The organism is Bradyrhizobium sp., assembly GCF_027307225.1.
GTDB lineage: Bacteria > Pseudomonadota > Alphaproteobacteria > Rhizobiales > Xanthobacteraceae > Bradyrhizobium.
The window spans coordinates 66,059-83,915 of record NZ_DAHUXJ010000009.1; the positions used below are offsets into that span (position 1 = coordinate 66,059).

General features: G+C 62.6%; 18 protein-coding genes. 8 read left to right on the top strand and 10 right to left on the bottom strand.

Annotation, left to right across the window (positions count from 1 at the left end):
• Positions 1 to 9 precede the first annotated feature (9 nt).
• Positions 10 to 345 (bottom strand): 30S ribosomal protein S16, encoded by a 336-nt coding sequence (rpsP, locus tag M6D32_RS01585; protein ID WP_298252684.1) that lies wholly within the window; start codon positions 343 to 345, stop codon positions 10 to 12.
• A gap of 51 nt (positions 346 to 396) precedes the next feature.
• Positions 397 to 1,938, bottom strand: a complete 1,542-nt coding sequence (gene ffh, locus M6D32_RS01590; RefSeq protein WP_298252686.1) for a signal recognition particle protein — start codon at positions 1,936 to 1,938, stop codon at positions 397 to 399.
• A 400-nt stretch (positions 1,939 to 2,338) separates the two neighbouring features.
• On the opposite strand from ffh, the gene M6D32_RS01595 reads away from it, so the two are divergent.
• The gene (locus M6D32_RS01595; RefSeq protein WP_298252688.1) at positions 2,339 to 3,322 is read left to right on the top strand and encodes an MBL fold metallo-hydrolase; all 984 of its coding nucleotides are present in this window, start codon (positions 2,339 to 2,341) and stop codon (positions 3,320 to 3,322) included.
• A 129-nt stretch (positions 3,323 to 3,451) separates the two neighbouring features.
• Here the strand turns inward: M6D32_RS01595 and M6D32_RS01600 are convergent, their stop codons facing one another.
• Together M6D32_RS01600 and M6D32_RS01605 are read right to left on the bottom strand one after the other, a co-directional pair.
• Positions 3,452 to 4,171, bottom strand: coding sequence for an SIMPL domain-containing protein (locus tag M6D32_RS01600; protein ID WP_298252690.1), 720 nt, complete (start codon positions 4,169 to 4,171; stop codon positions 3,452 to 3,454).
• 5 nt (positions 4,172 to 4,176) lie between these two features.
• Positions 4,177 to 4,833: a GyrI-like domain-containing protein gene (locus M6D32_RS01605; RefSeq protein WP_298252692.1), complete on the bottom strand. Its 657-nt coding sequence runs from the start codon at positions 4,831 to 4,833 to the stop codon at positions 4,177 to 4,179.
• Between the two features lie 206 nt (positions 4,834 to 5,039).
• On the opposite strand from M6D32_RS01605, the gene dapF reads away from it, so the two are divergent.
• Together dapF and mtaB are read left to right on the top strand one after the other, a co-directional pair.
• On the top strand, positions 5,040 to 5,912 hold the full coding sequence (gene dapF, locus M6D32_RS01610) for a diaminopimelate epimerase (RefSeq protein ID WP_298252694.1): 873 nt from the start codon (positions 5,040 to 5,042) through the stop codon (positions 5,910 to 5,912).
• Positions 5,909 to 7,165, top strand: coding sequence for a tRNA (N(6)-L-threonylcarbamoyladenosine(37)-C(2))-methylthiotransferase MtaB (gene mtaB / locus M6D32_RS01615; RefSeq protein WP_298252696.1), 1,257 nt, complete (start codon positions 5,909 to 5,911; stop codon positions 7,163 to 7,165). Before dapF ends, mtaB begins: the two co-directional genes overlap by 4 nt.
• Positions 7,166 to 7,376: 211 nt before the next feature.
• Here the strand turns inward: mtaB and M6D32_RS01620 are convergent, their stop codons facing one another.
• Positions 7,377 to 8,117, bottom strand: a complete 741-nt coding sequence (locus M6D32_RS01620) for an RluA family pseudouridine synthase (RefSeq protein WP_298252698.1) — start codon at positions 8,115 to 8,117, stop codon at positions 7,377 to 7,379.
• A gap of 176 nt (positions 8,118 to 8,293) precedes the next feature.
• Between M6D32_RS01620 and ftsY the strand changes: the two genes are divergently transcribed.
• Together ftsY and M6D32_RS01630 are read left to right on the top strand one after the other, a co-directional pair.
• The gene (gene ftsY, locus M6D32_RS01625) at positions 8,294 to 9,232 is read left to right on the top strand and encodes a signal recognition particle-docking protein FtsY (RefSeq protein WP_298252700.1); all 939 of its coding nucleotides are present in this window, start codon (positions 8,294 to 8,296) and stop codon (positions 9,230 to 9,232) included.
• 9 nt (positions 9,233 to 9,241) lie between these two features.
• The gene (locus M6D32_RS01630; protein WP_298252702.1) at positions 9,242 to 9,850 is read left to right on the top strand and encodes a septation protein A; all 609 of its coding nucleotides are present in this window, start codon (positions 9,242 to 9,244) and stop codon (positions 9,848 to 9,850) included.
• A gap of 71 nt (positions 9,851 to 9,921) precedes the next feature.
• Here M6D32_RS01630 and M6D32_RS01635 read toward each other — a convergent pair whose 3' ends face one another.
• The 5 genes from M6D32_RS01635 to ccmA all read right to left on the bottom strand — a co-directional run bounded on the left by M6D32_RS01635 (position 9,922) and on the right by ccmA (position 12,935).
• Positions 9,922 to 10,518, bottom strand: coding sequence for a DsbE family thiol:disulfide interchange protein (locus M6D32_RS01635; protein ID WP_298252704.1), 597 nt, complete (start codon positions 10,516 to 10,518; stop codon positions 9,922 to 9,924).
• 10 nt (positions 10,519 to 10,528) lie between these two features.
• The gene (ccmD, locus tag M6D32_RS01640; protein WP_298252706.1) at positions 10,529 to 10,693 is read right to left on the bottom strand and encodes a heme exporter protein CcmD; all 165 of its coding nucleotides are present in this window, start codon (positions 10,691 to 10,693) and stop codon (positions 10,529 to 10,531) included.
• Between the two features lie 166 nt (positions 10,694 to 10,859).
• On the bottom strand, positions 10,860 to 11,597 hold the full coding sequence (locus M6D32_RS01645; protein ID WP_298252708.1) for a heme ABC transporter permease: 738 nt from the start codon (positions 11,595 to 11,597) through the stop codon (positions 10,860 to 10,862).
• A 70-nt stretch (positions 11,598 to 11,667) separates the two neighbouring features.
• The gene (gene ccmB / locus M6D32_RS01650) at positions 11,668 to 12,336 is read right to left on the bottom strand and encodes a heme exporter protein CcmB (RefSeq protein ID WP_298252710.1); all 669 of its coding nucleotides are present in this window, start codon (positions 12,334 to 12,336) and stop codon (positions 11,668 to 11,670) included.
• Complete coding sequence (gene ccmA / locus M6D32_RS01655) at positions 12,333 to 12,935, bottom strand: heme ABC exporter ATP-binding protein CcmA (protein ID WP_298252712.1); 603 nt, start codon at positions 12,933 to 12,935, stop codon at positions 12,333 to 12,335. The genes ccmB and ccmA overlap by 4 nt, the downstream gene beginning before the upstream one ends.
• A gap of 228 nt (positions 12,936 to 13,163) precedes the next feature.
• On the opposite strand from ccmA, the gene acnA reads away from it, so the two are divergent.
• The 3 genes from acnA to M6D32_RS01670 all read left to right on the top strand — a co-directional run bounded on the left by acnA (position 13,164) and on the right by M6D32_RS01670 (position 17,629).
• Positions 13,164 to 15,884 (top strand): aconitate hydratase AcnA, encoded by a 2,721-nt coding sequence (acnA, locus tag M6D32_RS01660; RefSeq protein ID WP_298252713.1) that lies wholly within the window; start codon positions 13,164 to 13,166, stop codon positions 15,882 to 15,884.
• A gap of 155 nt (positions 15,885 to 16,039) precedes the next feature.
• Positions 16,040 to 16,807, top strand: coding sequence for a thioredoxin family protein (locus M6D32_RS01665; RefSeq protein ID WP_298252715.1), 768 nt, complete (start codon positions 16,040 to 16,042; stop codon positions 16,805 to 16,807).
• A gap of 450 nt (positions 16,808 to 17,257) precedes the next feature.
• A complete protein-coding gene (locus M6D32_RS01670; RefSeq protein WP_298252717.1) occupies positions 17,258 to 17,629 on the top strand; it encodes a DUF2794 domain-containing protein in 372 nt (123 codons plus the stop codon).
• The last annotated feature ends 228 nt before the right edge of the window (positions 17,630 to 17,857 follow it).

Here is a 17,857-nt window from a genome sequence, read left to right on the forward strand (position 1 = left end):
CTTCAAGCGTTACGCCGACTTCGCGGCGGCTTCGGCCTGCGCCTTGCGCTCCTTGCGCGGCACGGCCTTCTCCGGGTTGTTGCGCTTTTCGCGCTTCTTCACACCGGCGGCGTCGAGGAAACGCATCACGCGGTCGGACGGCTGCGCGCCCTTGGCGAGCCAGGCCTTGAGCTTGTCCATGTCGAGCTTGAGCCGCTCGGCATTATCCTTGGGCAGCAGCGGATTGAAATGGCCGAGCCGCTCGATGAAGCGGCCGTCACGCGGAAAGCGCGAGTCGGCGACGACGACGTGATAGACGGGGCGCTTCTTGGTGCCTGCGCGCGCAAGGCGGATAACGACGGACATTGGGTTCTCCTTAGATTTGTCTGTTCGAATAGGGGTAAATTGATCTCTCGACTATTTCTTCTTCTGGCCGGGAAGGCCGCCGAGGCCGGGCAAGGTCGGCTTGTTGGATAGTCCCGTCAGCCCCGGCAAGTTCGGCAGGCCGGTGCGAAGACCGGCTGGAAGTTCTTTCGGCAAGGAAGGCATGCCGCCCGGACCTTGCGGCATCTTCTCGGCCATCGCCTTCATCTGCTCGGCCGACGGCACGCCACCGCCAAAGCCCATGGCTTGCGCGATGCCGGCGAGCGGGCCGCGTTTGCCGGATCCCATGGCCTTCATCATGTCGGCCATGTTCCGGTGCATCTTGAGCAGCTTGTTGAGGTCTTCGACCTTGCCGCCGGCGCCGGCCGCGATCCGTTTCTTGCGGCTCGCTTTGAGAACGTCGGGATGCTTGCGCTCCTGCCGCGTCATCGAGTCGATCAGCGCGACCTGGCGCTTGATGATCCTGTCGTCGATCCCGGCATTGGCGATCTGGTTCTTCATCTTGGCGATGCCCGGCATCATGCCCATCAGGCTGGAGATGCCGCCCATGTTCGCCATCTGCATCAACTGCTCGCGCATGTCGGAAAGGTCGAACTGACCCTTGCGCATCCGCTCGGCGGTGCGCGCGGCTTTTTCGGCGTCGATGTTGGCGGCGGCCTTCTCGACCAGCGAGACCACGTCGCCCATGCCGAGAATGCGGCTGGCGATGCGGCTGGGATGGAAATCCTCCAGCGCATCGGTCTTTTCGCCGGTGCCCATCAGCTTGATCGGCTTGCCGGTGACCGCGCGCATCGACAGCGCCGCGCCGCCGCGGCCGTCGCCGTCGACGCGGGTCAGCGCGATGCCGGTCAGCCCGACGCGCTGGTCGAACGAGCGCGCGAGGTTGACCGCGTCCTGGCCGGTCAGCGAATCCGCGACCAGCAGCACTTCGTGCGGGCTGGCGGCGGCTTTGATCTCCGCCGCCTCGCTCATCATGTCTTCGTCGAGCGTGGTGCGGCCGGCGGTATCGAGCAGCACGACGTCGTAGCCGCCGAGCTTGCCGGCCTCTAACGCGCGCTTGGCGATCTGCGCGGGCTTTTGCCCGGCGACGATCGGCAGCGTCGGAATGTCGAGGTCGCGGCCGAGAATGGCGAGCTGTTCCATCGCCGCCGGGCGGTAGATGTCGAGCGAAGCCATTAGCACCTTGCGCTTGTCGCGCTGGACCATGCGGCGGGCGAGCTTCGCTGTCGTGGTGGTCTTGCCGGAGCCTTGCAGGCCGACCATCATGATCGCGACCGGCGGCACCGCGTTGAGATCGATGGCCTGGCCGTCGGAGCCAAGTGTAGCGACGAGCTCGTCATGGACGATCTTGACCACCATCTGGCCCGGCGTGACCGACTTGACGACGGTGGCGCCGATCGCCTGCTCGCGGACCCGATCGGTAAAACTGCGGACGACATCGAGCGAGACGTCGGCTTCCAGCAGCGCGCGCCGCACCTCGCGCATGGCGGCATCGACATCGGCTTCCGTCAGCGCGCCGCGCCGCGTCAGCCGATCGAGAATGCCACCCAGCTTTTCCGACAGATTGTCGAACAAGTGCGTCGTCCTTTGTTGCCTCACCCTGAGGAGCAGGCGAAGCCTGCGTCTCGAAGGGTTGCGATTATTGGCCTCATCCTTCGAGACGCCGCATATTTCTGCACCGTTCACGACGGCCTCGCTATCGCTCGGCCTGTTCGGGTGCGCGCGGCTCCTCAGGATGAGGATCTTTCAAACACCTTTACGCCCGAGGGCGCATCGCGCTGTCGGGCGTTGACCTCCGGCCTCCAGGACCGGTCGGCGAGTCGAAAAGGACAATCTTTTCGATGAATTTCGGCGGTTTAAAACCCCTTGGGGCTGGAAAGTCAAGGAAAGTCGCGTTCCGAATGGCGGTTTCGTGAACCGGGACGCCTTGCTGGGCTCTTGCGCGGACCGGGCATTTTGCGGCCAATCCCTCCCCATGCATGGTTCCAGCAATAGGCCCCCGTCTGACCATTTCGACGGCCGGGTTTTCTTCGATCCCGATGGCGTGCCGCCAAAATCGCTCCGCGAAGTCTGGCGTTGGCAGTTCGGCGGAGATCGTAAGCGCGCGGTCTGGCCGAAATGGGCACCCAGCCCCTATGCCGACGTCCCGCCGGCGCGCGTCGAGGGCAACAAGGCGCGGCTGTCGTTCGTGGGTCACGCGAGCTGGCTGATCCAGACCGCCGGTCTCAACATCCTGGTCGATCCCGTTTGGTCGGAACGGGTATCGCCCTTTGCCTTTGCAGGTCCGAAGCGTCACAACGATCCCGGCATCGCCTTCGACGCCTTGCCTGGTATCGATGCGGTGCTGGTCTCGCATGGTCATTACGACCATCTCGACGTCGTCACCCTGTCGCGGCTTGCCAGGAAATTCTCGCCGCGCGTGGTCACGCCGCTTGGCAACGACCTGACGATGACGAAGGCCGATCCGGCCATTCGCGCCGAGGCGTTCGACTGGCATCAGCGCGTTGAACTCGGCAAAGGCGTCGCGGTCACGCTGGTGCCGACGCGACACTGGTCTGCGCGCGGTCTGTTCGACCGCAATCGATCGCTGTGGGCGAGTTTCGTGATCGAGACGGGCGCGGGGAAAATCTATGCCGTCGGCGATTCCGGCTATGGCGAGGGCAAGCATTTCCGCGACATCGGAAGGACGCATGGTCCGTTGCGGCTGGCGCTGTTGCCGATCGGCGCCTATGAGCCGCGCTGGTTCATGAAGGACCAGCACATGAATCCGTCTGACGCGGTGATGGCGCTGGCCGACTGCGGCGCGGCACAGGCGCTCGCCCATCACCATGGCACGTTCCAGCTCACCGACGAAGCCATCGACGCGCCCGCGATTGCGCTCGGCGAAGCGCTCGATGAAGCAAAGATCCCTCGCGAACGCCTTGTTGCGCTCAAGCCAGGGCAGGTGGTGGAGATCTAGGAATTCCTCGTGCCCCGGACGCAGCGCGTAGCGATGCGCTGCAGAGCCGGGCCCAGGTGCTGGTCCGGACGGTCGCGGCTCTGCGTCGCACCACTTCGTGATGCAACGCGTCCGGGACATGAGTGCGATCTACTGCTCTTTCTTGATCGCCCAGACCACGCCAACCGTGATCGACAACGTCTCTTCACCCTGCGCGATCGGCGTCGGGGCGGCCGCCATACCGCCCATTACCCTGGCGCGGAACAGCGGTTGAGCGGCGCCCTCTTCGGAAATGCTGACGGGCGTGCCCAGCGTGACACCGGCTGCTTTCGCATAGATCTCGGCCTTGCGGCGGGCATCGGCAATCGCATGCGCGCGCGCGCCGTCCAGCAGCATCGACGCCTCCGATACCGTAAAGCCGATGCCGCCGATCTCGTTGGCGCCGGCCGTGACCATGGTATCGATGACGTTCGCAACCTTGGTGATGTCGTGCAGGCGGATCGTTACGCGGTTGCTGGCGCGATAACCGGAAATCGTCGCCGGTGCGCCGGACTTGGCCGCCGTGTATTGCGGCTGCAGCGACAGCCGCAAGGTCTGATAGTCCTTCTCCTCGAGGCCGGCGCCCTTCAGCGCCAGCAGCACTTTGCCCATCGCGGCGTTGTTGGCATCTGACGCCTCGCGCGCGGTCTTCCCCTCCGATGTCACGCCTGCATCGATCTGGGCCATATCCGGCACAATCGAGATGCGGGCTTCGCCGGTCACAGATATTACCGCCGGCTGTTCCGTCGGCGTCTGCGCTCGCGCGGCGAACGGCGCGCCGACAGCGAGCGCGGCAAGGAAGAGAGCGGGCAGGAAAGTGTGCTTTGCCATGATGTTCACTTCAGCGGCACATAGACGTCGATCACCAGCTTGTCGTCCGGCGTTTTCAGGGGATCGGTGACGTATTCCTCGATGAAGGTGTCTTTGGCTTCCAGCTTCTTGTCATCGAGGTGGTTGGTGATGGCCTCGTAGGTGTTGTCCATGTTCTCATACGAACCGCGATGGACAAATTTGAGTGCCTTTCCCTCGGGGGACTTGGCGACGGTGATCGCCTTCGGCAGGTCCTTCGGTTCCTGATCGACCGGGATCTCCGCCAGATAGGTAAAGCCGGTGTCGTCGGTCGAGGTGTAGACGATCATCGAATTGCCGGCCTGCTTGTCGCCGCTTTTCTCGAGCGCGGCCGTCAGCGTCTTCAAGGATGAAACAAGGGTTTCATAGGCGGTGTCCCAGTTTGCCGTGCCCTTGGTGGCGATGACCGTTTTAGGCGTCAGCATGATTTGCTCGCCAAACGGATCCGCTGTCTGAACCGGGGCCGGGGTCTTGGCCGACGGTAAGTCCCCCGGAGATTTGTTTTCGGCGGGCGGCGGGGCAGGGGTCGTGGAGGGGGCCGGTGCTGCGGGTGTGGGCGCCTGCGCGTGCACAGACTGGAATGCGACGGCGACCAGAGGGACCAGAGCGAACAGGGCAACACGAAGGGGGCTGGCGTAGTTCATCAGGTCTTCTCCAAGGCCTTCGGTGGCCTGCGCGCGCGAATCCCGGATGTCTAACACGCGAGCGCGGCGTTCGTCCCATGGCAGATATTTGCGGATATTTCATGGGCCCTCCCCGCCGGGACGGGGGCGGCGACACAGATAAACCAACATCTAGCTAATCCGGCCTCGTTGGCCATATAAGGCAAGGCATTTGACCGGACAGGCTTATGAGCGCGCTCGCCAACCACAGCTTTGCCAAGATGAATGGGATCGGCAACGAGATCGTCGTGGTGGACCTGCGCGACCGGCCCGGCCCTGTCACGGCCGATGATGCGCGAGCGGTCGCTTCGCCGAACGGGGTTCACTACGACCAGTTGATGGTGCTGCAGCAGCCACGCTTGTCGGGCACCGAGGCCTTTATCCGGATCTACAACAATGACGGTTCCGAAGCCGGCGCCTGCGGCAACGGCATGCGCTGCGTGGCGCGGCGCGTGTTCGAGGCATCCGGTCAGAACGCCGTTACGTTTGAGACCAGCGCCGGGCTGTTGAATTGCTGGCAGGGGCCGTCTGCCGATCTCTACACGGTCGATATGGGCGCGCCGAAATTCGGCTGGCAGGATATTCCGCTCGCCGAGGAATTTCGCGACACGCGTGGCATCGAGCTGCAGATCGGCCCGATCGACGCTCCGATCCTGCACACGCCGTCCGTCGTCAGCATGGGCAATCCGCATGCGATCTTCTGGGTCGACGACGTGCAGGGCTACGACCTCGGCCGCTTCGGCCCGCTATTGGAAAATCATCCGATCTTTCCCGAGCGCGCCAACATCACGCTCGCCCATGTCGTCGATCGCGATCACATCACGATCCGCACCTGGGAACGCGGCGCGGGCCTGACCAAGGCCTGCGGCTCGGCGGCCTGCGCCACCGCGGTGGCGGCCGCGCGGCTCAAGCGCACCAGCCGGACGGTCCAGATCACGCTTCCCGGCGGCGATCTCACCATCGAATGGCGCGACCGCGACGATCATGTGCTGATGACGGGCCCGGCAGCCTTCGAATATGAGGGCCATTTCGATCCGGCGCTGTTTGCTTCGGTCACATGAGCGTCGACGTCGTCACCTTCGGCTGCCGTCTCAACGCGTTTGAATCTGAGGTGGTGCGCCTTGAAGCCGTCCGCGCGGGGCTTTCCGACACCATCGTCATCAATAGCTGCGCCGTCACAGGCGAGGCAGTAGCGCAGGCGCGCCAACAGGTCCGCAAGCTGAAGCGAGAGCGGCCATCGGCGCGGATCGTCGTCACCGGCTGCGCGGCGCAGACTCAAGCCGAAATGTTTGCCGGCATGACGGAAGTCGATCGCGTCGTTGGCAATGACGACAAGATGCAAGGTGAGGCCTGGCAGCGCGCGCGCGCGGCGTTTGATGGAGGTGGAACAAGCGACAAGATCGCGGTTACCGACGTCATGTCGGTTCGCCGGATGGCGCCGCTTCGTCTGGAAGGATTGCAGCAGGGTCTGCCGCGCGCTTTAGTGCAGGTTCAGAACGGCTGCGATCATCGCTGCACCTTCTGCATCATTCCGTTCGGTCGCGGCAATTCGCGCTCGGTGCCAGTCGAGATGGCGGTGGCGCTGGTTCGCGCGCTGGTCGAGCGCGGTCATCCCGAAATCGTGCTGACCGGCGTTGATCTCACGAGTTATGGCGCCGACCTGCCCGGCGCTCCGAAACTCGGCCAACTGACCAAGCAGATTCTGCGAGACGTGCCCGAACTGAAGCGCTTGCGGATTTCCTCCGTCGACTCGATCGAGGTTGATCGCGATTTGCTGGAGGTCATCGCCACGGACGAGCGGCTGATGCCGCATCTGCATTTGTCGTTGCAGTCCGGCGACGATTTGATTTTGAAACGCATGAAGCGCCGTCACTCGCGGCGGCAGGCGATCGAGTTCTGCGGGCAAGTGCGTCACCTGAGGCCGGATATTGCGCTTGGCGCCGATATCATCGCGGGCTTTCCGACCGAGACCGAAGAGATGTTTGCCCGCTCACTGGACCTCATTGATGAAAGCGGCCTGACCTTCCTGCACGTCTTTCCGTATTCACCTCGTCCGGGTACGCCGGCCTCGCGCATGCCGCAGGTCGAGCGTGGCCTGGTCAAGGAGCGCGCCAGGCGCCTGCGCGAGGCGGGCGAGGCCGCGCTGCGGCGACGTCTTGTGTCGGAAATCGGCGCTACGCGCGAAATTCTGATCGAAAGCGGCACGCAGGGCCGAACGGAACATTTTCTGCCCGTTGCGATCAGTGGTTCGGCGCCGGGTCAGGTGCGTCGGCTTGCAATTACCGGTCATGTGGATGGGCGGCTGACCACCTAGTGTGGCGGTTCAGAAGTCCGCATCATTACTGCCGCGGGCTCGTCATGCGGACTTCTGAACCAAAGCCACACTAGATCAATAGGCTTGCTAGTGTCCTTTCGATTCCGAAGTTCGAAACGTGGCTCCGTAACAGGCTACGAACTTCGGAATCGGGACACTAGAACTCCGCTGTCATCGCCCGGGCTTGATCGGGCGATCCAGTACGAGATTGCTACTCCCCGTTCCATCCGCAAGCGCGCAATCGCTCGCGCATGTGTTCCGGCACGGGCGCCAGCACGCGCACCGGTTCCTTGTTCTTCGAAATCGGAATCCCGATCTCGCGGGAGTGCAGATGCAGGCGCGGTTCGCCGAAGCGCGGCCCGTTGCCATAGATGTTGTCGCCGACGATCGGCCAGCCCTGCGCGGAGGCATGCACGCGCAGTTGATGGGTGCGGCCAGTGACGGGTTCGAGCGCCAGCCACGTCAGGCCGCCCTCGCGTCCCAACACCTTCCAGTTCGTGGTCGCCGGTTGTCCTTCGGGGTCGACCTTCTGCCACCACCCGCGCTCGGCGTTGAGCCGGCCGAGTGGCATGTCGATGGTGCCTTCGTCGCTGGCCGGGCCGCCCTCGACGATCGCCCAATAGGTCTTTGAAATCTTGCCGTGCTTGAACAGAAGGCCGAGCGAGGCGGTCGCCTTGCGATGTCGCCCGAGCACGAGGCAGCCGGAGGTGTCCTTGTCCAGCCGATGCGCCAGCACCGGCGGCCGCGGCAGGCCAAACCGCAACGCATCGAAGGAGGCTTCCAGGTTCGGGCCGCCTTTCGGGCCGCGATGCACGGGAAGGCCTGCGGGCTTGTCAATCACAAGCATTAGCCCGTCGCGATGAAGCACGCGGGACTGGATTTGTTCCGCCGTCAGTTGGGCGACATCGATCGGACGGTCAAGACTTTCACCTTGGTGGAATGGGTTTGACATTCGCTACACTACCGACCAAAAGCGCGGAAAGCGAATGTCAAACCCTAAAATTCCACCAGCAGTCTCATATCTTGCCAGTGGTCCTTTGATGCCAACATGCGCAAAATTGCTTGCCCAGGCGGGATGCGAATGTTGGCATCGGACCACTGGGCTTTAAACCGCTAACACACCACGCCATGACCGAGGAAGCACCGAAACAGAGCTGGTGGCGCCGGCTATCCAGTGGATTGAAGCGGACTTCAAGTTCGCTTGGCACGGCGGTCGCGGACCTCGTGACCAAGCGCAAGCTCGACCGCGCCATGCTCGAGGACATCGAGGATGTGCTGCTGCGCGCCGATCTCGGAACCGAAGTGGCGGCGCGAATTGCTGAGGCCGTGGGCCACGGCCGTTACGACAAATCGATCTCGGCCGACGAGGTCAAAGCGGTGGTCGCAACCGAGGTCGAAAAGGTGCTGGCCCCGGTGGCGAAACCTCTGGTCATCGACGAGACGCAAAAGCCGTTCGTTATTTTGGTCGTCGGCGTCAACGGTTCCGGCAAGACTACCACCATCGGCAAGCTGGCCGCAAAATTTTCCGTCGAAGGCCGCAAGGTGATGCTCGCCGCCGGAGATACGTTCCGCGCCGCCGCGATCGAACAGCTGAAGGTCTGGGGCGAGCGGACGAAGTCGCCGGTGGTTGCCGGAGCCCAGGGCTCGGACTCCGCGAGCCTCGCCTTCAACGCTTTGTCTGCGGCGCGCGACGAGAAGCGCGACGTGCTCCTGATCGATACGGCTGGGCGGCTGCAAAACAAGGCCGAACTGATGAACGAACTCGAAAAGGTCGTTCGTGTGATCCGGAAGGTCGACGACACCGCACCCCATGCGGTGCTGCTGGTCCTCGACGCAACGGTGGGACAAAACGCGCTATCGCAAGTCGACGCCTTTCATCGTACCGCTGGCGTCACCGGCCTCGCGATGACCAAGCTCGACGGCACCGCACGGGGTGGAATTCTCGTTGCGCTTTCGGAGAAATACAAGCTGCCGGTTCACTTCATCGGCGTTGGCGAGGGCATCGACGATCTGGCGCCGTTCACGGCTCGCGACTTTGCGAAGGCGATCGCGGGAATAGAGGTATAGGCATTAGCAATGGACAAGACCCAGCCGCATCCGCTGTTCAAGCTCGCCACCGAACTCGGGCCATTGCTCGTGTTCTTCGGCGCGAACGCCAAGTTTCACCTGTTCGTCGCGACCGGGGCGTTCATGGTGGCGATCGTTGCGGCGATGGTGGCCTCCTATGTCGTGACGCGGCATGTGCCGCTGATGGCGCTCGTCACCGGCGTCGTCGTGCTCGTGTTCGGCACGCTGACGCTCGTTCTGCACGACGAGACCTTCATCAAGGTCAAGCCGACCATCATCTACGGCCTGTTTGCGCTGGTTCTCGGCGGCGGCCTTCTGTTCGGCCGTTCCTTCATCGCCGTCCTGTTCGATCAGGTATTCAATCTCACGGCGCAGGGCTGGCGAACTCTTACGCTGCGCTGGGCGCTGTTCTTCTTCGCGATGGCGATCCTGAACGAAGTCATCTGGCGCACGCAGAGCACCGACTTCTGGGTCGGCTTCAAGGCCTTTGGCGTGATTCCGCTGACGATGGCGTTTGCGATCATCCAGATGCCGCTGATCAAGCGGCATCATCTCGATCCGGTCTCGCTGCAAGCGAGTGAAGCGGCGGAAGGCGATGTCCGAGAGAAAGCGCACTAAGCAGTGAAAGCGAACAGCGAAACGTGGATCTCGATGCTGACCGAACCGCCGGCCCCGCCGGATTAGCGCAATCAGGAGCCCGCCTTCAGCGCCTTGTCGATCTCGGCGCGAAGCGTCGTATTGATGTTATCGGGCGTTATCGGGCCGACCAGCTTGTAAAGGATGGTGCCTTCGCGCCCGACGATGAAGGTTTCAGGCACGCCATAGACGCCCCATTCGATCGCGGCACGGCCGTTGGCATCGACGCCGACAATACCGAACGGATTGCCGTAGCGGCCAAGGAAGCGCCGGGCGTTGTCGGCCGAGTCCTTGTAGTTGATGCCGACGACTTGCAGCTGCTTGTCGCGGCCAAGCTCAGTCAGGAGCGGCGCTTCGTCGTGACAAGGCACGCACCACGACGCCCAGACATTGACGACGCTGACCTTGCCCTTGAAGACGGTTGGATCGAGGCCGGGAACCGGCGCACCGTTGCTGGCGAGCCCCGCGAGCGGCGGCAAGGGAGTTTGTGGCGCTGGATGACCGATCAATGCCGATGGAAGCCGCGAAGGATCGCCATCGCCGAGCCCGAACCAGAAGATGGTGGCAAGCGCCGCAAAGATGACGAGCGGCAGCGCCATCAGCCAGCGCGAACTTCGCAGGCGCTCGTTGGAGGTTGTAGGTGTGCTCATGTTTTTTCCGTCATTTGCGTCCGGAGCGGCGAACCAGCCCTTTTGCTTCAAGGTCGCTCAGGCGCCGCTTCTGGCGACGATAGTCGATCGCAATCCAAGCGATCAGCAACACGACCACCATCAGGACCGCCAGATAGGAGGTCACGATAAAGGTCGTATAGGGTCCAAGGGACATCGCCCTAAAGCTCCGATTCCGAAGTTCGCAAACTAATGGGGCGCCTCTGATGCGAACTTCGGAATCAAAGGAGCTCTGGCGCACTATGATTCTAGTGCGGCTTTTGAATTTGAAGTTCCTATAACGAACTTGCGGCGAAACTGATAGGAACTTCAAATTCGCCGCACTAGGCCTGCGGCTTGCCGGCTTGCGCCTGGATCATTTGCATGGCGCGCACGCGACGGCGCAGGATCTCATTGCGCATCGCCGCCAGGTGCAGGGTGATGAACAGCAGTGAAAACGCCAGCGCCATTACCAGGAGCGGAATCAGGAACGCGCGGTCGAGGGTCGGTCCGCCCATCCGCATCACCGAAGCCGGCTGATGCAGCGTGTTCCACCAATCCACCGAAAACTTGATGATCGGCAGGTTGAGAGCGCCGACCAGCGTCAGCACCGCCGCCGCGCGCGCCGCGCGCGAGGGATCCTCGACCGCGCGCCACAGCGCGATCAAGCCGAGATACATCAGGAACAGGATCAAAACGGACGTCAGCCGGGCATCCCACTCCCAGTAGGTTCCCCACATCGGCCGGCCCCACAGCGAACCCGTCACCAGCGCGAGGAAGGTAAAGGCGGCGCCGATTGGCGCGGCGGCTTTGGCCGCGACATCGGCGAGCGGATGGCGCCACACCAACGTACCCAGCGCGGCGAGGCTCATCACGGCCCAGACGAACATCGACAGCCAGGCGTTGGGCACATGAATGAACATGATCTTCACGGTGGCGCCCTGCTGGTAGTCGTCAGGCGCCATCGCCGACTGGTACAGCCCGATCGCGAGCAGGATCGCGGTCGTTGCCACCAGCCACGGCAAGGCGCGCGCGGTCAGAGCAAGGAACCGGGTCGGATTGGCGAGGTCGATCAGCGTCATGGCACTCTGTTAATGGCCGCAGCCGTTGCGCGCAATTGGCATGAAGTCTTTCAGCGAGAGTTGATGATCATCAATCCAGCCCTTGGCGCAGGCTCGCGGCCGCTGCAAGGGGTCCGACCACGAGGCCAAACAGCGACAGCGCGCACAGGATCGAAAACGGCGCCCCGAATGACGACGGTCCGGCGATGGCGGCTTCCGACGCCGCCACGCCAAAGATCAGCACGGGAATCGATAGCGGCAACACCAAAACCGCAAGCAACAAGCCACCCCGATGCAGTGTCACGGCGAGTGCTGCCCCGATCATGCCGGTGAAGGTCAGCGCCGGTGTGCCCGCGAGCAGCGTCAACGCCACGGCTGCAGTCGCGCCGGCGTCAAGATTGAGCAGCAACCCCAGGATTGGCGTGGCGATGACAAGCGGCAGTCCCGCGGCGAGCCAATGTGCCAGCGCCTTCGCGGCGCATGACAGTTCCAGCGGCGTTCGGCTCATCGTGATCAGGTCGAGCGCGCCGTCGTCGTGATCGGCCGTGAACAGGCGATCCAGCGTCAGGAGGCTGGCCAGGAGCGCGCCCAGCCAGAGGATCGCAGGTCCCAGCCGTGCAAGCAGCGCAAGGTCCGGCCCCATCGCGAACGGCATCAAGACCACCACGGTGAGAAAGAACAGCACGCCGATCAGCGCGCCGCCGCCGACGCGCAGTGCGATCCGGATGTCCCGGCGGATCAGCGCCAAAAGCGCGGTCACGAGGCGTCTCCGACGCGCAGCGTCCGTGCGGCAATTCCGAGCGGCATGTGGGTTGCGGCAACGATCAGGCCGCCGCGCGACAGATGATCGCCCATCAGTCCGACGAACATCCTTTGTCCGGCTGTATCGAGGGCATTGGTCGGTTCATCGAGCAGCCAGAGCGGCCGCCGCAGCGTCAGCAACCGCGCGATCGAAAGCCTTCGCCGCTGCCCTGCGGACAAAAAGGCCGCCGGCAAATGCGAGGCGTGGTCGAGTTCGACGGTCGCAAGGCTCTCGGCGGGATCCGACCTCTCTCCGCCAAGAAAGTCGCGCCAGAAATTGAGGTTTTCCGAGACGCTCAAGGCCGGCTTCAGCGCGTCGCGATGACCGAGATAGTGCGATTGTTCGGCAAGCGTCAGCTCGGCCTCGCCGCCCTCGAGCGTGATCGATCCACGCGCCGGAACGAGCAGGCCGGCAATCAGGCGCAGCAACGAAGTCTTGCCTGATCCGTTGGGTCCGACAACCGCCAGCGCCTCGCCGGAGGCCGCCTCGAAATTGAGCCCGGAGAAGACCTTGCGGCCGCCCCGTACACAACCGACCTCGCGTCCTGAAAGCCGCATCTTGCCCCTTCGCCAATCCCCGAAATCCATTGGGGGTAGCGCATCAGAATTTATAGGTGTCGCATTGCTGTGACTCGCTCACCGGTGTGGCGGCGATTGTTGAAAGATTCTATAAGCCGGAACTTGACGCGACACACGATCAGCGTCTGCGACCTTGCCGGCCAAACCCCGCAGCCGGTGCAATAATACCCTTGCCGGGTATACACTGACAATCTGGGATTGCCTCACATGACCTCTCTCGACAGCTTCAAATGCCAAAAGACCCTCAAGGTCGGCGGCAAGACCTACGTCTATTACAGCCTTCCCGTCGCCGAGAAGAACGGTCTCAAGGGGATATCCAGGCTGCCCTACTCGATGAAGGTGCTGCTGGAGAACCTGCTGCGCAACGAGGACGGCCGTACCGTCAAGAAGGACGACATCGTCGCGGTCTCGAAATGGCTGAAGAAGCGTGCGCTCGAGCATGAGATCGCCTTCCGCCCGGCGCGCGTCTTGATGCAGGATTTTACCGGCGTCCCGGCAGTGGTCGATCTGGCAGCGATGCGCAACGCAATGCAGAATCTGGGCGGCGATGCCGAGAAGATCAATCCGCTGGTGCCGGTCGATCTCGTGATCGACCACTCGGTGATCGTGAACTTCTTCGGAGACAACAAGGCGTTCGGCAAGAACGTGGTCGAGGAATACAAGCAGAATCAGGAACGCTACGAATTCCTGAAGTGGGGCCAGAAGGCGTTTTCGAATTTCTCCGTGGTGCCGCCCGGCACCGGCATCTGCCACCAGGTCAATCTCGAATATCTCGCGCAGACCGTGTGGACCAGGAAGGAGAAGATGAAGGTCGGCAAGAAGACCTGCACGTTTGAAGTGGCCTATCCGGACTCGCTCGTCGGTACTGATTCGCACACCACGATGGTCAACGGCCTCGCGGTGCTCGGCTGGGGCGTCGGTGGCATCGAGGCCGAGGCCTGCATGCTTGGTCAGCCGCTGTCGATGCTGCTGCCGGAGGTCGTCGGCTTCAAGCTGAAGGGAAAGCTCAAGGAAGGCGTCACCGCGACCGACCTCGTGCTCACCGTCACGCAGATGCTGCGCAAACAGGGCGTGGTCGGAAAATTCGTCGAGTTCTTCGGTCCCGGTCTCGACACCCTGTCGGTCGCCGACAAGGCAACGATCGGCAACATGGCGCCCGAATATGGCGCGACCTGCGGCTTCTTCCCGGTCGATACAGCGACCATCGACTATCTCAAGACGTCCGGCCGCAAGGCCGACCGCGTCGCGCTGGTCGTGGCCTATGCGAAGGCCCAGGGCCTGTTCCGCACGGCCAAATCCGCCGATCCGGTTTTCACGACGAAACTGATGCTCGACCTCAAGGACGTCGTGCCGTCGATGGCGGGTCCGAAGCGCCCCGAAGGCCGCATTGCATTGCCGGCGGTGGCGGAAGGTTTTGCCGCGGCACTCACCAGTGAGTACAAGCGGACCGAGGATGCGGCAGCGCGCTATTCGGTCAAAAACCGCGATTTCGATCTCGGTCACGGCGACGTTGTGATCGCGGCGATCACTTCCTGCACCAACACCTCCAATCCGAGCGTGTTGATCGCAGCAGGTCTGCTCGCCCGCAAGGCGGCCGCCAAGGGTTTGAAAGCAAAGCCCTGGGTGAAGACGTCGCTCGCGCCCGGCAGTCAGGTGGTCGCCGAGTATCTCTCCAATTCGGGTCTTCAGGCCGATCTTGACAAGGTCGGCTTCAATCTCGTCGGCTTCGGCTGCACGACCTGCATCGGCAACTCAGGCCCGTTGCCGGAAGAGATTTCAAAATCGGTCAACGATAACGGCATTGTCGCAGCCGCGGTCCTGTCGGGTAACCGCAATTTCGAAGGCCGCGTTTCGCCGGACGTGCAGGCGAACTATCTGGCTTCGCCGCCGCTCGTCGTCGCGCACGCACTCGCTGGCACGGTCAAGAAAGACCTCGCGGTTGAACCGATCGGCGAAGGCAAGGACGGCAAGCCAGTCTATCTGAAGGACATCTGGCCGACCGCGAAGGAGGTCAACGCCTTCGTCAAGAAGTACGTCACCGCGCAGATCTTCAAGAAGCGATATGCCGACGTTTTCAAGGGCGACACCAATTGGCGCAAGATCAAGACCACGGACAGCGAGACCTTCCGCTGGAACATGAGCTCGACCTACGTGCAGAACCCGCCTTACTTCGAAGGGATGAAAAAGCAGCCGGATCCGATCGTTGATGTGGTCGATGCGCGGATCCTTGCGATGTTCGGCGACAAGATCACGACCGATCACATCTCGCCTGCGGGTTCGATCAAACTGACCTCGCCGGCCGGCAAATTCCTGAGCCAGCATCAGGTGCGCCCCGCCGACTTTAACCAGTACGGTACACGGCGCGGTAACCATGAAGTGATGATGCGTGGCACCTTCGCCAACATCCGCATCAAGAACTTCATGCTGAAGGGAGCCGACGGCAACATTCCCGAGGGCGGCATGACCAAGCACTGGCCCGACGGCGAAGAGATGTCGATTTACGACGCCGCGATGAAGTACCAGGAAGAGGGCGTGCCGCTGGTGGTGTTTGCCGGCGCCGAGTACGGCAACGGCTCGTCACGAGACTGGGCCGCGAAGGGAACCCGCCTGCTCGGCGTGCGCGCCGTGGTCTGCCAGAGCTTTGAGCGCATCCACCGCTCCAACCTGGTCGGCATGGGCGTATTGCCGCTGACCTTCGAGGACGGGACGTCGTGGCAGTCGATCGGACTGAAGGGCGACGAGAAAGTAACCATACGCGGATTGCAGGGTGACCTGAAGCCGCGGCAGAAATTGACCGCCGAAATCGTATCGAGCGACGGTGCATTGCAGCGCATTTCCCTGCTGTGCAGAATCGATACGCTCGACGAGCTGGATTACTACCGGAACGGCGGCATTCTGCAGTACGTGCTGCGCAAGCTGGCCGCGTGATCGTGATCGCCGGCTCACCGCGAAGTGAGTAGCGAGGCAGGGGAAGGCAGCCTAAAAAATGGCTGCTTTGCCCCTGTTCTAAAGCCTTATGGCTTGGTGCTCCGTTAGGTGTTAGCGGCGAGAACTGGCAACCACAAATTTCCCGGTCTTGAGTGATGGCAGTGATGATGGCTTGTAATTCGATTTCACGATGGTCCGGCGCCTTGGGTGTCTGCGCCATCGTCGCCATTATCCGTCCCGCCGGGGCGGCCGAGCCTCGCGCGGTCGTCGAGCTCTTCACCTCGCAAGGCTGTTCGTCGTGCCCGCCGGCCGACAAGATTATCGGCGAACTGGCCAAGGACCCTTCCGTGATCGCGCTCAGCATGCCGATCGATTATTGGGATTATCTCGGCTGGAAAGATACGCTCGCTGACGCGCGCTTCACCGCCCGCCAGAAGGCGTATTCGCAGATGCGCGGCGATCGCGATGTCTATACGCCGCAAGCCATCATCAACGGCGAAGCCCATGTGGTAGGCAGCGATCGGGCCGGAATCGAGCGGGCGATCGGCGCGACCAGGAAAAATGATGGCGTGATGTCGGTGCCGGTTTCGATGAAGCTGTCGGGCGGCCACATCACGGTATCGGTTCCCGATGCCGTCAAGGCGAGCACCGCGACTCACGGCGAAGTCTGGATTTACTCGATCTCCAAGGCGGTACCGATCGCGATTGCCCGCGGAGAGAACCACGGACGCGAATTGACCTACTACAACGTCGTCCGCAACGCGCTGAAGGTTGGCGACTGGAACGGCACGGCCGGCAGCTGGACTGTGCCGCTCGAAAATATTTCCCATGAAGGCATCGATGCTGCGGCCGTTTTCGTCCAGGACGGAAGCCGTGATCGGCCGGGCGCAATGCTGGGCGCGGCCTATACGTCGCTGCACTAAGCAGCTTCGACTTCGCGAGACACCACCGAAATTGGATTGGTCGCGACAAGCGCGCTTGCTTGCGGCGCGTTCCGATCCGTTTCTCAAATCCGGACAGTGAAGGTACCAGAAAAGAAAAAGGACCAACTCGCGTTGGTCCAGTCTCGGATCAATTGTTCTGCGATAGACCCGGTCCCGACGACCCCGGGGGGCTGGGGGCTGAGGAATCCGGTATCGAAAGGACCGGGCCAACGCAGATGATTCTTCTCGCAATCCAGCAGGGCACCCGCTTGGCGGAAGTGGGGCGGTATTATGATTGGGCTAACGATCCCGTGACGGCGTCGAAAGGGCGGTTGCCGGGCAAAAAGTCGTGAAGTCTCGGCCCCAAGCAGTGGGGTGCGGTAACGCCGCCCCTTGCCGAGCGGTTCAGTCGGCGCGATCATATCAAACAAATGACAGGAGAGATGTGCCATGAGTTTGATCTCGGAGGATACCGATCCAAGCGAGGCACGCGCCGTGGCGCGCCAGAGCGCTGCGGGCGCCTCGCCGAACCGGGTAACGTTCAATCGTCTCGAGCTCAATCGCATTCTGAATTTGTACGGACGCATGGTGTCCGACGGAGAGTGGCGTGACTACGCCATTGATTTTCTGCGCGACCGCGCCGTGTTCTCGATCTTCCGCCGTTCGTCGGAAGTCCCGCTCTACCGGATCGAGAAAGATCCGCGGCTGGCGCGCAAGCAGGGCATGTACAGCGTGATTTCGGCGAGCGGTTTGATCCTGCGCCGCGGCCCTGAGCTCGATCGCGTGTTGCTGGTGATCGATCGCAAGCTGGCGGTGGTCTAATTCCGGACACTCCCTCATCGTGAGGAGCCGCGCTTGCGCGGCGTCTCGAAGGATGGGCCACGGGCCTCATGGTTCGAGACGCGCGCTGCGCTCCTAATACGAAACTGGGCAGTCAGGCGGCGATCGGTCTGATGTCGACGGTATATCCGAGATGTTCGAGGCTGCGAACCAGACGTTTGGTTCGAGTGCTGCTGCTGTGGCGATGGAAGTGGTCGGCACCGAGGTCGT

Bases quoted from the DNA above. Each gene is read 5' to 3' on its own strand.
- rpsP (WP_298252684.1), bottom strand. From the start codon at position 345: ATGTCCGTCGTTATCCGCCTTGCGCGCGCAGGCACCAAGAAGCGCCCC.
- M6D32_RS01595 (WP_298252688.1), top strand. From the start codon at position 2,339: ATGCATGGTTCCAGCAATAGGCCCCCGTCTGACCATTTCGACGGCCGG.
- M6D32_RS01600 (WP_298252690.1), bottom strand. From the start codon at position 4,171: ATGGCAAAGCACACTTTCCTGCCCGCTCTCTTCCTTGCCGCGCTCGCT.
- M6D32_RS01605 (WP_298252692.1), bottom strand. From the start codon at position 4,833: ATGAACTACGCCAGCCCCCTTCGTGTTGCCCTGTTCGCTCTGGTCCCT.
- dapF (WP_298252694.1), top strand. From the start codon at position 5,040: ATGAGCGCGCTCGCCAACCACAGCTTTGCCAAGATGAATGGGATCGGC.
- mtaB (WP_298252696.1), top strand. From the start codon at position 5,909: ATGAGCGTCGACGTCGTCACCTTCGGCTGCCGTCTCAACGCGTTTGAA.
- M6D32_RS01620 (WP_298252698.1), bottom strand. From the start codon at position 8,117: ATGTCAAACCCATTCCACCAAGGTGAAAGTCTTGACCGTCCGATCGAT.
- ftsY (WP_298252700.1), top strand. From the start codon at position 8,294: ATGACCGAGGAAGCACCGAAACAGAGCTGGTGGCGCCGGCTATCCAGT.
- M6D32_RS01630 (WP_298252702.1), top strand. From the start codon at position 9,242: ATGGACAAGACCCAGCCGCATCCGCTGTTCAAGCTCGCCACCGAACTC.
- M6D32_RS01635 (WP_298252704.1), bottom strand. From the start codon at position 10,518: ATGAGCACACCTACAACCTCCAACGAGCGCCTGCGAAGTTCGCGCTGG.
- ccmD (WP_298252706.1), bottom strand. From the start codon at position 10,693: ATGTCCCTTGGACCCTATACGACCTTTATCGTGACCTCCTATCTGGCG.
- M6D32_RS01645 (WP_298252708.1), bottom strand. From the start codon at position 11,597: ATGACGCTGATCGACCTCGCCAATCCGACCCGGTTCCTTGCTCTGACC.
- ccmA (WP_298252712.1), bottom strand. From the start codon at position 12,935: ATGCGGCTTTCAGGACGCGAGGTCGGTTGTGTACGGGGCGGCCGCAAG.
- acnA (WP_298252713.1), top strand. From the start codon at position 13,164: ATGACCTCTCTCGACAGCTTCAAATGCCAAAAGACCCTCAAGGTCGGC.
- M6D32_RS01665 (WP_298252715.1), top strand. From the start codon at position 16,040: ATGGCAGTGATGATGGCTTGTAATTCGATTTCACGATGGTCCGGCGCC.
- M6D32_RS01670 (WP_298252717.1), top strand. From the start codon at position 17,258: ATGAGTTTGATCTCGGAGGATACCGATCCAAGCGAGGCACGCGCCGTG.